At 31.6% G+C, this 14,319-nt stretch carries 13 protein-coding genes; 10 read left to right on the top strand and 3 right to left on the bottom strand.

Going from position 1 to position 14,319, the window contains the following annotated elements; genetic code table 11:
• Positions 1 to 8 precede the first annotated feature (8 nt).
• The 6 genes from ffh (at position 9) to rplS (ending at position 3,829) form a co-directional block, all read left to right on the top strand.
• Positions 9 to 1,373 carry a signal recognition particle protein gene (gene ffh / locus LQ598_RS03310; protein ID WP_107559316.1) on the top strand — a complete coding sequence of 455 codons (1,365 nt, stop codon included), beginning with the start codon at positions 9 to 11 and terminating at the stop codon, positions 1,371 to 1,373.
• Positions 1,374 to 1,548: 175 nt separating this feature from the next.
• A complete protein-coding gene (gene rpsP / locus LQ598_RS03305) occupies positions 1,549 to 1,824 on the top strand; it encodes a 30S ribosomal protein S16 (protein WP_016910739.1) in 276 nt (91 codons plus the stop codon).
• 13 nt (positions 1,825 to 1,837) lie between these two features.
• Positions 1,838 to 2,065, top strand: a complete 228-nt coding sequence (locus LQ598_RS03300; RefSeq protein ID WP_016910740.1) for a KH domain-containing protein — start codon at positions 1,838 to 1,840, stop codon at positions 2,063 to 2,065.
• A 62-nt stretch (positions 2,066 to 2,127) separates the two neighbouring features.
• The gene (rimM, locus tag LQ598_RS03295; RefSeq protein ID WP_107536634.1) at positions 2,128 to 2,628 is read left to right on the top strand and encodes a ribosome maturation factor RimM; all 501 of its coding nucleotides are present in this window, start codon (positions 2,128 to 2,130) and stop codon (positions 2,626 to 2,628) included.
• A complete protein-coding gene (gene trmD, locus LQ598_RS03290; RefSeq protein WP_103322967.1) occupies positions 2,628 to 3,350 on the top strand; it encodes a tRNA (guanosine(37)-N1)-methyltransferase TrmD in 723 nt (240 codons plus the stop codon). Before rimM ends, trmD begins: the two co-directional genes overlap by 1 nt.
• A 128-nt stretch (positions 3,351 to 3,478) precedes the next feature.
• Positions 3,479 to 3,829, top strand: a complete 351-nt coding sequence (gene rplS, locus LQ598_RS03285) for a 50S ribosomal protein L19 (RefSeq protein WP_016910743.1) — start codon at positions 3,479 to 3,481, stop codon at positions 3,827 to 3,829.
• 179 nt (positions 3,830 to 4,008) lie between these two features.
• Here the strand turns inward: rplS and LQ598_RS03280 are convergent, their stop codons facing one another.
• The 3 genes from LQ598_RS03280 to LQ598_RS03270 form a co-directional block, all read right to left on the bottom strand.
• A complete protein-coding gene (locus LQ598_RS03280) occupies positions 4,009 to 6,570 on the bottom strand; it encodes a YfhO family protein (RefSeq protein ID WP_107592804.1) in 2,562 nt (853 codons plus the stop codon).
• A 177-nt stretch (positions 6,571 to 6,747) separates the two neighbouring features.
• Complete coding sequence (locus LQ598_RS03275; protein WP_107592803.1) at positions 6,748 to 9,357, bottom strand: YfhO family protein; 2,610 nt, start codon at positions 9,355 to 9,357, stop codon at positions 6,748 to 6,750.
• Positions 9,358 to 9,382: 25 nt separating this feature from the next.
• Positions 9,383 to 10,312 carry a glycosyltransferase family 2 protein gene (locus LQ598_RS03270; RefSeq protein WP_107537332.1) on the bottom strand — a complete coding sequence of 310 codons (930 nt, stop codon included), beginning with the start codon at positions 10,310 to 10,312 and terminating at the stop codon, positions 9,383 to 9,385.
• A 72-nt stretch (positions 10,313 to 10,384) separates the two neighbouring features.
• On the opposite strand from LQ598_RS03270, the gene ylqF reads away from it, so the two are divergent.
• The 4 genes from ylqF to sucD all read left to right on the top strand — a co-directional run bounded on the left by ylqF (position 10,385) and on the right by sucD (position 14,223).
• The gene (gene ylqF / locus LQ598_RS03265; RefSeq protein ID WP_107537331.1) at positions 10,385 to 11,269 is read left to right on the top strand and encodes a ribosome biogenesis GTPase YlqF; all 885 of its coding nucleotides are present in this window, start codon (positions 10,385 to 10,387) and stop codon (positions 11,267 to 11,269) included.
• On the top strand, positions 11,250 to 12,026 hold the full coding sequence (locus LQ598_RS03260) for a ribonuclease HII (RefSeq protein ID WP_107537330.1): 777 nt from the start codon (positions 11,250 to 11,252) through the stop codon (positions 12,024 to 12,026). The genes ylqF and LQ598_RS03260 overlap by 20 nt, the downstream gene beginning before the upstream one ends.
• A 104-nt stretch (positions 12,027 to 12,130) precedes the next feature.
• Positions 12,131 to 13,297 (top strand): ADP-forming succinate--CoA ligase subunit beta, encoded by a 1,167-nt coding sequence (gene sucC, locus LQ598_RS03255; RefSeq protein WP_103323025.1) that lies wholly within the window; start codon positions 12,131 to 12,133, stop codon positions 13,295 to 13,297.
• A gap of 17 nt (positions 13,298 to 13,314) precedes the next feature.
• Positions 13,315 to 14,223, top strand: coding sequence for a succinate--CoA ligase subunit alpha (sucD, locus tag LQ598_RS03250; RefSeq protein ID WP_016910750.1), 909 nt, complete (start codon positions 13,315 to 13,317; stop codon positions 14,221 to 14,223).
• Positions 14,224 to 14,319: the final 96 nt, after the last annotated feature.

The raw sequence follows: 14,319 nt of genomic DNA, 5'->3' as shown, positions 1-14,319 counted from the left end.
AGAAATTTATGGCATTTGAAGGGTTGTCCGAAAGACTTCAAGCCACGATGCAACGCATCAAAGGTAAAGGTAAAGTTACAGAACAAGATATTAAAGCTATGATGCGCGAAGTGCGATTAGCATTGTTAGAGGCAGATGTTAACTTTAAAGTCGTTAAAACTTTTGTTAACACAGTATCTGAACGTGCATTAGGTGCAGATGTCATGCAATCTTTAACACCAGGTCAACAAGTTATCAAAATTGTTCAAGACGAATTAACGTCGTTGATGGGTGGAGAAAACAGTAAAATTAATATGAGCAGTAAGCCGCCAACAATAGTCATGATGGTAGGTTTACAAGGTGCAGGTAAAACAACTACTGCAGGTAAACTTGCATTGTTAATGAGAAAGCAATATAACAAAAAGCCATTACTTGTAGCATGTGATGTTTATAGACCAGCAGCTATTGAACAATTACAAACAGTTGGTAAACAAATTGATGTACCTGTCTATACAGAAGGTGATCAAGTGAGTCCTAAAGAAATCACCGAGAATGCTTTGAAGTATGCTAAAGAAGAGCATTTAGATTTCGTAATCATTGATACAGCAGGTCGCCTGCATATTGATGAAACACTTATGAATGAACTTGTAGATGTTAAAGAAGTATCTAATCCTGACGAAATTATGTTGGTTGTTGACTCAATGACTGGTCAAGATGCAGTAAATGTAGCTGAATCATTTGATAACACGTTAGATGTGTCTGGTGTTACGCTTACTAAATTAGATGGCGATACTCGTGGTGGTGCTGCACTTTCAATTCGTTCTGTAACGAACAAGCCAATTAAGTTTATAGGTATGAGTGAGAAACTAGATGGCCTTGAAATATTCCACCCAGAACGTATGGCATCAAGAATTTTAGGTATGGGTGACGTTTTAAGTTTAATTGAAAAAGCGCAACAAGGCGTAGATGAAACGAAAGCTAAAGAATTAGAAAAGAAAATGAGAACTTCTTCATTTACTTTTGATGATTTCTTAGAACAATTGGAACAAGTAAAGGGACTCGGTTCAATAGATGATCTTATGAATATGATTCCTGGGGCTAACAAAATGAAAGGCATGAAAAATGCTAACATGGACCCTAAACAAATTGACAATGTTCAAGCGATTATTCGTTCTATGACTTTAGAAGAAAGAAATAATCCAGAAATTTTAAACGTATCTAGAAAACGTCGTATTGCAAAAGGTTCTGGTAGAACATTACAAGAAGTTAATAGATTGATTAAACAATTTGGCGATATGAAAAAAATGATGAAACAATTTACAGGTAGCAACAAAAAAGGTAAAAAAGGCAAAAAAGGTAGTAATCCATTCCAAGGTATGAATTTACCATTTTAACAAAGGATTACAGTGAACGATGTGCGATATAAACGTGTTTTATAATCGCCATCGTTCTTCTTTTTTAAATGAAATTTAAATTGGTAAAGAGAAAACACTTTACAAACAATTTATATCCTGTTATAGTATTTACTTGTAGAAAAGAAATTATAAATGAGTAAGGAGTTTTTTGAAAATGGCAGTTAAAATTCGTTTAACACGTAAGGGTTCAAAAAGAAACCCATTTTATCGTATAGTAGTAGCAGATGCACGTTCTCCACGTGATGGTCGTATTATCGAGCCAATCGGTACTTACAATCCAGTTGCTAAACCTGAAGCAGAAATTAAAGTTGATGAAGAATTAGCTTTAAAATGGTTAGCTGATGGAGCAAAACCTACTGATACAGTTCGTGATATCTTATCAACTCAAGGTATCATGGAGAAATTCCATAATTCTAAACTTTCTAAGTAAAGCGTAGATTATATTGGAAAAATTAATACAAACAATTATAGTACCGCTCGTAGATTATCCGGAGAACATCAATATATCTAAAGATGAACAAGATTCTAGCATTACGTTCAATATAGACGTTCATGAAGAAGACATTGGCAGAATTATTGGTAAGAAGGGCAGAATGATTAAAGCCATTCGTACAATTGTGTCTGGTTCAATGAACGAGTATGGCAAGAAAGTGTTTGTAGAAGTTAATTAAGAGTGCCTATGCGGTGCTCTTTTTTATTGTTAATAAAGAAACAATTGAGGAGGCTTGGCTCAATGAATGTTGAAATAGGCAAAATTGTCAATACACATGGTATTAAAGGTGAAGTTAAAGTACTTACTGATTCAGATTTTACTGACGAACGATTTCAAAAAGGTCAACTTATTAAAGTGAAGCATAAAAATGAAGAAATACCTTTTACAATTGCATCACATAGAATACACAAAAAATTTCATTTGATAACTTTCGAAGGTATTCATAACATCAATGATATTGAATATTTAAAAGGTTGCAAGATTTTTCAAGATGAAGAAAATGAATCGATTGAACTTGAAGAAAATGAATTTTATTATGCAGATATTATAGGTTGTACTGTATTTGTTCAAGAAGACGCTCTAGGAAGAGTAGTTGATATTATGGAAACAGGTGCAAACGATGTATGGGTCGTTAAAGGTGATAAAGAATATTTAATACCTTATATAGAAGATGTTGTTAAACAAGTTGACGTTGATCATAAAACAATTAAGATTGAACCTATGGAAGGTTTATTAGACTAATGAAAATTGATTACTTAACATTGTTTCCAGAGATGTACGAAGGTGTGTTAAATCATTCCATAATGAAAAGAGCACAAGATAAAGAACTTGTTCAATTTAATACAGTGAATTTTAGGGATTATGCAAATAATAAACATTCACAAGTTGATGACTACCCTTATGGTGGTGGACAAGGTATGGTACTCAAACCTGAGCCAATATTTAACGCGCTCAAAGCATTAGATAAGACTGAAAAGACGCGTGTTATTTTAATGTGTCCTCAAGGTGAGCCATTTACACAGCAAAAAGCTGAATCTTTATCAGAAAGTGAACATATCATTTTTATTTGTGGTCATTATGAAGGTTATGATGAGCGCATCAGAGAACATTGTGTAACTGATGAAATATCAATAGGTGATTATGTATTGACTGGTGGCGAACTGGCCAGTATGACCATGACAGACGCCATTGTGAGACTTATTCCTGGCGTGCTTGGTAATCAAGTTTCTCATGAAGACGATTCATTCTCATCTGGTTTATTAGAACATCCACAATATACACGTCCTGCTGATTATGAAGGATTAAAAGTACCAGATGTATTATTATCAGGTAATCATGCAAACATTGATAAGTGGAGACATCAACAATCCTTATTGAGAACACAGTCGAGAAGACCTGATCTATTAGATCAATATCCTCTATCTGAAAAAGATAAAAAATTCTTAAATGACAATAAAAAATAGATTGAATCAATTTACACAATGTGATATATTATTATAAGTGTGTGAACACGAAATTACTATGGTCCGCTGCTAGCATTAAATTATTTTATATAAATTGGGCAAGAACATAGTCAGAAGGAGAGAAAATAATGAGTAATCATAAGTTAATCGAAGCAGTAACTAAAGACCAATTACGTACGGACATTCCAAATTTCCGTTCTGGTGACACATTAGTAGTACACGTGCGTATCGTTGAAGGAACACGCGAACGTATCCAGTTATTCGAAGGTGTAGTTATTAAACGTAATGGTGGCGGTATTTCTGAAACGTTTACAGTTCGTAAAATTTCTTACGGTGTTGGTGTTGAACGTACATTCCCTGTACACACTCCAAAAATCGAGAAAATCGAAGTTAAACGTCGCGGTAAAGTACGTCGTGCGAAACTTTACTACTTACGTAATTTACGTGGTAAAGCTGCTCGTATTAAAGAAATTAGATAAAATAAGACTTAGGTCATTGACCTTTGAACTTAAAAAGAGTAGAAATTCATTGTTAAAATTGAATTTCTGCTCTTTTTTGTACAAAATTAAAAATATAAAAATCACCCAATCCGAAAATGAATCCAACGGATTGGGTGATTTATTTTGAGAAAAGGCATGAAATTATAAAATACTAAGTTTTATAATTTTTTTCTAAGCCATATAAGTAACACGAGTCCTATAATCATTCCTAAAATACTGATTTTAAAGAATGGGGATTCATAAGTTATAGTTACTTTTTTATCATGTTTATCGACTTTGATACTAGACATGATGTAATTCACTTTATTTATATCCACTTCTTTACCATCGATTGATGCTTTTAACCCTTTTTTATAAATGATGGGTAACACAAGATTTCCAGATGGATTCTTATTTAAATCTATTTCGTAATGTGTGCGTTTGTTATGAAATTTAATATTTTGTGACTGAGCGCTCTTAACTGCATTTTTCAGCGGTTGATAGTCTTCACCATATATATGTTTTAAATTAAAACGATACGATCCTTTTTTCAACTTTACATGTACTGTGTTTGCAGATTTTATATTAGCTGTTGTAGTGTGATGAGGTCTTATATAAGGATAATTCAATCTGTATCTAAAAATTTTATTTTCATTTGTTGAAATATAGTAATTCACATCTTTAGGCTTAATGATTTTGGCGTCCATCATTAAATATAGTGTTTGATATTTGTCAGCTGTATTGTTCGGTAAATCGATTGTTAAGCCACCGCCATTTTTAGTAACAGTTAATTGTTTGCCGTTGTAAGATGCATCATTGTATGAAATATGAGCAGACTTGAGTATGTCTTTAGCTGGTTTCACTTGCTGATTTGATTTTTGATCATTTGTAATAACGCCATTTAACATGGCATGTTCTTTTTCTATTGGTGAGTTTAATTGTGTATTGTGATAAGTATTTTTGACGACTCTAGCACTAGGCAATTTCTCTGTATTTTCGTATACATGGAAATACTCGCCTTGATCTTTAAAAGAATCTATCCTTTTTGAAAGGGCTGGATAGTGTAAGTCATCTTTAGATTTTATAGTATAGTCTACATTGAATAAACTGTTTAAGTTAGCTCTTTCCGATAAGCTCGCATAATAACTATTGCTATTTCTTGGCATGCTAATAAGTAAATCTTTTTCATAAAATTTCGATATTTCTGCACTGTAAATACTGCTATAAAGCTTCGTTCCATTAAAATGATAATACATGGGTGAATTAATAGAGATAGGTCTTAACATATCAATTCTGCGTAAATCATCAACTTGATTTTCTTTTAAATTTTCAATTTCCGAAGCTAATTTTTGTGAATAAATATTGGATTTTTTAACTGTATTAATATTCGGTGTATACTTTTTAAGCACTTTATCTTGGTAATTTTGTATAAGCGTAAACTGATAAGCAATAAGGACACAACAGATAGCGATATTCAAATGCTTAATTGGGTATTTTATTTTAAACAATAATAAAATAAACAATATTGGTATGAAAATCACCCAACTATAAAAAGATTGCTGCCAAATTGCTGAAATAGCTATAAATAATATCGGTAATATCGATGCCATAATAAACTGTTTTACTGTGACCATATGAATATGCTGTATAAGCATCACTGTAAGGCCAGCAGTTATTAATGCCATTGCATATACCCATCTTCTTTCAGGCATTGAAAAACCATTAAAAAATGAGTCCATATAAGGTGATAAAGATCCAATTAAAGATAGAATTGTGAATGTAGCAAATAATTTAAAGTAATACTTTGTATATAATGGTTTTAAAAATAAAGCAACTACGGATAAAAATGATATCGTAATATAAAATCCACCATACAACATGTTATATTGTTTTTTAAATGGGATAACTGAATCAATGTGATTATTAATCAAACTTCTATCGTTATCGATATAAGACATGACGCCTTGAACGAAACCAAAATTTCCAATTAAAAATCCAATAAAAATACAAACGATTAAATAAAAGAATTTTTGTTTAATTGATAACAAGTCATCTTTATAGTTAAAAATCATTCTATAAATAGCATAGCAAGCTAAAATAATAAATTCATAATATGTAAAATAAAAATTAGACGTAATCGTAATCGCAATTGCGAGTATGAGCACAGTTATTTTCTTCTGAGTAAAGAGACGTTCTATACCTAATAAAGCAAGTGGTAAATAGAACATGACATCACTAAAAAAGGACCAAGTAAACGTGAAGTAATAATAAACCGTTGAGCAAGCATAGAGCATGCTTCCGATAAATGCGTACGATTTATTGATGTTGTATTTTAAAAATAAAAAATAAGTCACAACTAAGATGCATGTACATTTGAATATAGCGATTACAATTTGGTTAGCGACTACTATATTAAACAATTGATCAGAACCAGCAAAAAACTGATAGATTAAGACAAAACAAATGCTAATCCATGCAAATGGAGAAGTTGAATAATAATAGCTTAAGTTAGAAAAATAATCACCACCAAGTCCAAATCCTATATCATAAAACATCGTAAATTGTTTAGCATGTTGGATAAGATACATTTGAAAAGGGATCATTTGTTTTAATCCATCTCCAACACTCGTATATAAATCACCAAATTTTATAAATCTATATATAGTCGGTATGTAATATAAAACTGACAGGATTATCGATAGAAGTAATAAATAAAAAATGTGTTTAAATTGCTTTGCCATATTCGATACCTCGTATTTGTATGTTATGTAAACACTTACTTATTCCCAAACTCATAAATTGTTAAACTTTAACATTCATTTATAAGGCGTATATTAATAAGAGTTTAGGGTATAAATCCTAACTTAAAATAAATCATCCAATCCGTTGGAATCATTTGCGGATTGGATGATTTTATTTTAATCAAGATGGGGTGGATTGTTGTTGATTTTTCTTGTGAATAAAATGCTTAAACTTATAAATAGAATTGAGACGATGATCATCGTTACAAAATAGGGTGGTTTATAAGTTATTTCTATATGTTTATCCTGCTTATCTACATCTATACCAGTCATAATATGATTGACTTTGTTAACAGACGTTTTTTTGCCATCAACTTTGGCTTTTAAACCATCTCTATAAGGCATATTGATTACAGTAGTTCCTGCTTTATGCGCTTTTAAATGTATATCAATTTTGCCATTCTTTTCTTGATATGTGTAATCTTTCTGTTTATCAGCTTGTTTCAAAGTATCATAATTTTCTCCGTACAAACCTTGTAATTTTAATTTGTATTTACCATTTGTCAATGCGATAAATATTTTACCGTCTTTCGGTACAGGTATACGATAAAGTAAATCGTCTTGATTCATTCGATATTTAGAATCTTCAAACAAGCGATGATTATCATAGTCATTTACTTGAACCGTAAAGTTAGATTGAGGTAATGCGCGTTCTAAATGCATCATTAAATACATGTCCTCGTACTTGCTTGTCATTTCTTTAGGTAATGTTATTGTAATACCGTCACCGTTGTTAGGCACCGATAATGTATCGTTATGATAATTTGCGTTTCGTGCTGTAATAGTTGTTTCGTTTAATAAATTCAGTGCCTTATTTATACGCGAATATTCTTTTGAATGATCAGAAGATACAACGCCTTTAATCATTGCATGTTCCAAATCTAAAGGATTGTTGATGGTGCGTTCATCATAATATTGATCAGTCACTTTGACAGCAGGTAACATTTGTTCGTTTTCTAAAATTTGATATTTACCATCATCACTTTTTATTTTGAAGTTTGCCGGAGATTCTTTTTGATAACTCTTTTTCATCATGTATTTTGTAGACCATAAACTGTATAAGTTCGATCTGCCTTGAAAATTGCTGTATCTACTTAAAGACTCGTTTTGTAAATTGACTTTAGCGTCTTTAAACAAATATTGATTTAATTGACCATCAAAAATACTGGAATATAAACTCATGCCTTTAAAGTGTTGATACATTGGTGTATTATCTTGTGTTAACACTCTCCAAGAAATTCTTTCGTCAGCATCAGTTTGATTTTTTAAAGTGGATACATGATTACGTTGAAGCCCGCTATCAAAAGTACTTGCCTGCATATAAAAGTCGTTTGCTCTACGTTCATGATCATCGTGATAAATTTGGTTTTTACTATGTTCTTTTGATACAAAAAATGATAAAAATAAAATCATTAAAGCATACGATGCAATGAGCAGTTTTGAACGGTTGACTTTTAAAGTTAAAACGAGCAGACCCATTACAAATAAAAGGGGAACCATCCAAATCCATATCACGTAATCGTTAGTTATGAAATAACTTGTAAATATCACGATAAAAGCAGGTAATGAAGTTAGGATGTATTGTTTAACAGGTATGGATTTAAAATAATAAACATAACAAGCGATTAAACCACTTGAGAAAAAGGTCAATAAGTAATGCCATCTCTTTTGAGGTGCAGAAAACCCATTAAATATACTATCAACATAAGGAATAAAGCTTGAAATAATTAATACGAACGTCAATATGCTGAATAACCTATAATAATAATGTTTATATAATTTATATGTAAGCAATGCTTGAATCGTAATGAATAACACAACGATTAAATAATTGTCGTAAAAAATATTATCATGTTTCGTAAAGTCTGACAGTAAAGGAATTTTACCTTGATAAATTTCTCTATTATTGCCAATAAAACTACGAGCAGAATGGAAAAATATAAATAAACTACTGCCTAAACCAAGTATACTAGCAGTTACAAGAACCTTTAACTGTTGCATTCTTGGGATAATATCATCTTTGTGCGTAAATATAAATCGATATAGAAAGTAAATGAGACCTGTTAATAACTGATAATAAGCAAAGTAGAAATTATTAATGAACGTTATGGCCACGATTATAATGAGTAGGCCTATTTTTTTATCTTTTAAAAACCTTTCAATACTTAACAGCAAAAGAGGTAAAAGCATAAATACATCACTAAAAAAAGGCCAGTATACTGTAAATCTGAAATAAATAGGTGAAACCGCAAATAAAAATGCTGCAACAATTGAAGATAATTGATTTAATCCTAATTTTTTAAATAATAGAAATGTAAACATCATAATTAAAAACGATTTTACTATGGATATGAAAATTGCATTTTGAGCCCAAAAAAGCATATGCTCAGTATTAAAATTAAAAATAAATGACCCTATCCAAATTAAAATAACGTTCATAATAAATAAAATATTCGTAGAGAAGTAATATGAAAAATCCATAAACATATCTCCACCGAGACCTAAATCAGTTGAATAGAAAAATGAACCACTCGTCCAATGTTCGTATAAATACATTTGTATAGGTAGCATTTGTTCAATACCATCATTAGGGCCAGTGAAAATAATGCCATCTTTAAGATATCTATAAAGAACATAGCTATGACCTAAGATAGCTAAAATAAGGAATAGGAAAATATATTTGATTGCATGTTTGTTATGTAAGTATTGTTTAAATTTGTTTATCATCTATTTCACCTATATCAATATTTAATTATTTATGCGCTTTTAAATTTGTTTGTTCAATAATATATTTCGGTCTATCTTTCGTTTCATAATATATGCGACCGATATATTCACCGATCACACCAAGACTAAATAATTGTAGTCCGCCTAAAAATAAAATAGCTGAAATAATCGTAAAATAACCAGGTTCTGTTATGCCGTGTAGAAGGATATTAATAAATGTTATAAAAATATATAAAAGGCATACAAACATCGTAATCCCACCAAAATAAAAGCATAATCGAAGTGGTTTATTATTAAAACTAATGATGCCATCTATAGCATAATCAATTAATTTAAAAATAGAAAATTTTGAATGACCATCATTTCTTTCTTGATGTTCAAATGTAATGGTTGTTTTACTAAAACCAACCCATTCGAAAATTCCTTTAGAGAATCTGTTATATTCTGTCATTTTTAAAATGGAATTTACGACTTCTTTTGAAATTAATCGGAAGTCTCCTTCACCGCTTTTTAATTTTACATCAATCATATATCGAGATAGTTTATAAAAAACTTTAGCAGGAATCTTTTTAATAAATGATTCATTCTGACGATTTCTTAATGCGACTACTTGATTATAGCCATCTTCGTGTAGTTGAATCATCTTAGGAATTATTTCAGGCGGATGCTGCAAATCTGAATCCATAATAATAACAGCATCTCCATTACAATATTCTAAACCACAATACATGGCCGACTCTTTGCCGAAGTTATTAGAAAAGGAAATGTATTTAACATGCTCATCTCTTTCTGATAAAGATTTTAAAACATTAAGTGATTGATCAGTCGATCCATCGTTAATAAAAATTATTTCAAATTGATGTGATAAATTTAAAAAGACGTTCGATACTTTTTCATGTAAAATAGAGATGTTAGTTTCCTCATTATAAAGAGGAACTATTATTGATATGAGCATAACAAACCTCCTATATAGATATGGTAAATATATCATATTTCATAAGTTTTAGATAAGAAAGGATAAATATAAATGACAATTCAATGGTTCCCTGGTCATATGGCCAAAGCGAGAAGAGAAGTAACTGAACAATTAAAAATGGTAGATGTAGTTTTTGAGCTTGTAGATGCTCGTTTACCTCTATCTTCTAGAAATCCAATGATTGATGACATTATCAAACAAAAACCGCGTGTGGTTATACTAAATAAAAAAGATATGTCGAAACAAAGTGAAACAGATAAATGGACGCAATACTTTAGAAATCAAGGTTTCTATCCAGTACAAATAGATTCAAAACATGGTAAACATTTAGGCGAACTTATGAAAGCGGCACAAGCTGCAACTAAAGAAAAATTTGATAGAGAAAAGAGTAAAGGACTACGTCCGCGTGCTATTAGAGCTATGATAGTAGGTATTCCTAATGTTGGAAAATCTACCCTTATTAATAAATTAGCCAAAAAAGCGATTGCTAAAACAGGAAATACACCAGGTGTAACAAAAAAACAACAATGGATTAAAGTTGGTAAAGAGTTAGAACTTTTAGATACACCAGGTATTTTATGGCCGAAATTTGAAGATCAAGCGATCGGTAAAAAACTAAGTTTAACTGGAGCAATAAAAGATAGCATCGTTCATTTAGATGAAGTTGCGATATATGGCTTGAATTTCCTTTTAGATCATGATCCTGATAAATTAAAACAATTTTATCAAATAGAATTAAATGAAGAAGATGAAGTTATCGATTTGTTTGATCAAATTGGCAAAAGAAGAGGTATGTTGAAACGAGGAAATGAAATCGATTATGAAGCTGTAACAGAACTGATTATTAGAGATTTAAGAAATGCAAAAATAGGTAATTATTGTTTTGATGTTTATGATGAAATGAAGGATGGCCTATATGAAACAAAAGAGCATTAAAGAAATAACATCTGAGATTCAACAATATGCAACTATTGATGCAATAAATGGCTCAATCTATAACGAAGATGAAAGAAAAGGCGTTCAAAGCGCTTTAAGTAAAAGGATAAAACAGTTAGAAAAGATAGAAGAACTGAATTTGAAATACGAAAAAATGAACCAATATGAGAATCGAATATTAAGTGAAAATCAAGATGCACTTATTTGTGGAATAGATGAAGTAGGTAGAGGACCGTTAGCTGGTCCAGTTGTAGCGAGTGCAGTAATATTGGAATGTGGCCATCATTATTTAGGCATTACCGATTCCAAAGCTTTATCACAAAGTAAACGTTCGTTTTTCGAACAGGAAATTTATAATAAAGCGTTGTCTGTAGGAATAGGTATTGCATCAGTTGAAGAAATTGATGAATTAAATATTTATGAAGCGACTAAAGTGGCTATGCAAAGAGCGATAGATCAATTGAATTATAAACCTGATCATTTATTAATCGATGCGATGAGACTTTCAAACGATATACCGCAGACTTCAATTATTAAAGGTGATTTGAACAGTGTTTCAATAGCAGCGGCAAGTGTTATTGCTAAAGAATATCGAGATAAACTGATGACTGAATTTAATTTAGAGTATCCTGGATACGATTTCGACAAAAATAAAGGATATGGTACTAAAACCCATCTTGAAGGTATTGAAAATTGTGGAATTACACCAATTCATCGAAAATCTTTCGAGCCAATCAAATCAAAAGTGAAATATTAGTCTAACAATTCTGGAAATTGGACTCTACTTGTTTACAATAACGCTTTCATTTTCTATAATTAAGAAGTAAGCAAACATTATTGTATGTAATAGGAGGATGGAGAATGAATATCCATGAGTATCAAGGTAAAGAGATTTTTCGCTCTATGGGCGTAGCTGTACCTAATGGTTCAGTGGCTTTTTCACCTGCTGAAGCAGTAGAAAAAGCAAAAGAATTAGATTCAAATGTATATGTAGTTAAAGCACAAATCCATGCTGGTGGCCGTGGTAAAGCTGGCGGAGTTAAAATTGCTAAATCAATTGATGAAGTTCGTGAGTACGCTAAAGAATTATTGGGCAAAGTACTTGTTACACACCAAACTGGTCCAGAAGGTAAAGAAATTAAACGTCTTTTAATTGAAGAAGGATGCGATATTCAAAAAGAATATTACATTGGGTTTGTAATTGATAGAGCAACAGACAGAATTACTTTAATGGCTTCAGAAGAAGGCGGAACTGAAATTGAAGAAGTTGCAGCAGCAACACCAGAAAAAATCTTCAAAGAAGTAATTGATCCTGTAACAGGATTAATGCCTTATCAAGCTAGAAGAATTGCATTTAATATTAACATCCCTAAAGAATCAGTAAATAAAGCTGTTAAATTAATGATGTCTTTATATAATGTGTTTGTAGAAAAAGATTGTTCAATTGTTGAAATCAATCCACTTGTTACAACGAGTGCAGGTGAAGTTTTAGCACTTGATGCAAAAGTGAACTTTGATGATAATGCTTTATTTAGACATAAAGATATCGTTGAAATGCGTGACTTAGAAGAAGAAGATGAAAAAGAAATCGAAGCATCTAAATATGACTTATCATATATCGCTTTAGATGGAAATATTGGTTGTATGGTAAACGGAGCTGGTTTAGCTATGGCTACGATGGATACGATTAATCACTTCGGCGGAAATCCGGCTAACTTCCTTGACGTAGGGGGCGGTGCTACAAAAGAAAAAGTTACTGAAGCATTCAAAATCATTTTAGGTGATTCACAAGTAGAAGGTATTTTTGTAAATATCTTCGGTGGAATCATGAAATGTGATGTTATTGCAGAAGGTATTGTAGCAGCTGTTAAAGAAGTTTCATTAGATATGCCTTTAGTTGTTAGACTAGAAGGTACTAATGTTGAAAAAGGTAAACAAATCTTAAAAGAATCTGGTTTAGCAATCGAACCAGCATCAATCATGGCTGATGGTGCTCAAAAAATTGTTAAATTAGTTCAAGAACGATAAGAAAGGCGGAGACTTACGTGAGTGTATACATCGATAAAAATACAAAAGTATTAGTTCAAGGTATTACTGGTGCAACAGCACTTTTCCATACGAAACAAATGTTAGAATATGGTACTCAAATCGTTGCTGGGGTAACACCTGGTAAAGGTGGCCAAGTAGTAGAAGGCGTACCAGTATTTAATACAATAGAAGAAGCAGTTGCTGAAACTGGCGCAACTGTATCAGTAATTTATGTTCCAGCACCATTTGCTGCAGATGCAATTGTTGAATGTGCAGATGCTGAATTAGATTTAGCAATTTGTATTACAGAACATATTCCAGTTATTGATATGATTAAAGTTAAAAGATATTTAGAAGGCAAAAAGACACGTTTAGTAGGACCAAACTGTCCAGGTGTTATAACTGCTGATGAGTGTAAAATCGGTATTATGCCTGGTTACATCCATAAAAAAGGTCATGTCGGTGTCGTTTCACGTTCTGGTACATTGACTTATGAAGCGGTTCATCAATTAACGCAAGCAGGTATTGGTCAAACAACAGCAGTTGGTATTGGCGGAGACCCTGTAAACGGAACTGACTTTATTGATGTATTAAAAGAATTCAATGAAGATGAAGACACTTATGCAGTTGTTATGATTGGTGAAATTGGTGGTACAGCAGAAGAAGAAGCTGCTGAATGGATCAAAGCTAATATGACTAAACCTGTAATTGGTTTCATTGGTGGTCAAACAGCGCCTCCAGGAAAACGTATGGGTCATGCTGGTGCAATTATTTCAGGCGGTAAAGGTACTGCATCTGAAAAAATTAAAACACTTAATGATTGTGGCGTAGAAACAGCAGATACACCATCTGTTATTGCTGAAACATTAATTAACCGTATTAAAAAAGAAGACGGTTTATATGAAAAATGCTTAACAATTAAATAAAATCATTTATAAGAATAAGTACAGTGTTTTTACGAGTTGAAGACACTGTGCTTATTTGTCGTTTCAATTTTATTTTTACCACTAACAAATATAATG

The organism is Mammaliicoccus sp. F-M27 (assembly GCF_022387115.1).
Taxonomy (GTDB): Bacteria; Bacillota; Bacilli; order Staphylococcales; family Staphylococcaceae; genus Mammaliicoccus; species Mammaliicoccus vitulinus.
This window is presented reverse-complemented; position numbering and strand designations above follow the sequence as displayed.

Excerpts from the sequence above, each read along its gene's own strand:
- rimM (WP_107536634.1), top strand. The coding sequence starts at position 2,128 with ATGAATGTTGAAATAGGCAAAATTGTCAATACACATGGTATTAAAGGT.
- trmD (WP_103322967.1), top strand. The coding sequence starts at position 2,628 with ATGAAAATTGATTACTTAACATTGTTTCCAGAGATGTACGAAGGTGTG.
- ffh (WP_107559316.1), top strand. The coding sequence starts at position 9 with ATGGCATTTGAAGGGTTGTCCGAAAGACTTCAAGCCACGATGCAACGC.
- rplS (WP_016910743.1), top strand. The coding sequence starts at position 3,479 with ATGAGTAATCATAAGTTAATCGAAGCAGTAACTAAAGACCAATTACGT.
- sucC (WP_103323025.1), top strand. The coding sequence starts at position 12,131 with ATGAATATCCATGAGTATCAAGGTAAAGAGATTTTTCGCTCTATGGGC.
- LQ598_RS03270 (WP_107537332.1), bottom strand. The coding sequence starts at position 10,312 with ATGCTCATATCAATAATAGTTCCTCTTTATAATGAGGAAACTAACATC.
- LQ598_RS03275 (WP_107592803.1), bottom strand. The coding sequence starts at position 9,357 with ATGATAAACAAATTTAAACAATACTTACATAACAAACATGCAATCAAA.
- rpsP (WP_016910739.1), top strand. The coding sequence starts at position 1,549 with ATGGCAGTTAAAATTCGTTTAACACGTAAGGGTTCAAAAAGAAACCCA.
- ylqF (WP_107537331.1), top strand. The coding sequence starts at position 10,385 with ATGACAATTCAATGGTTCCCTGGTCATATGGCCAAAGCGAGAAGAGAA.
- LQ598_RS03280 (WP_107592804.1), bottom strand. The coding sequence starts at position 6,570 with ATGGCAAAGCAATTTAAACACATTTTTTATTTATTACTTCTATCGATA.
- LQ598_RS03260 (WP_107537330.1), top strand. The coding sequence starts at position 11,250 with ATGAAACAAAAGAGCATTAAAGAAATAACATCTGAGATTCAACAATAT.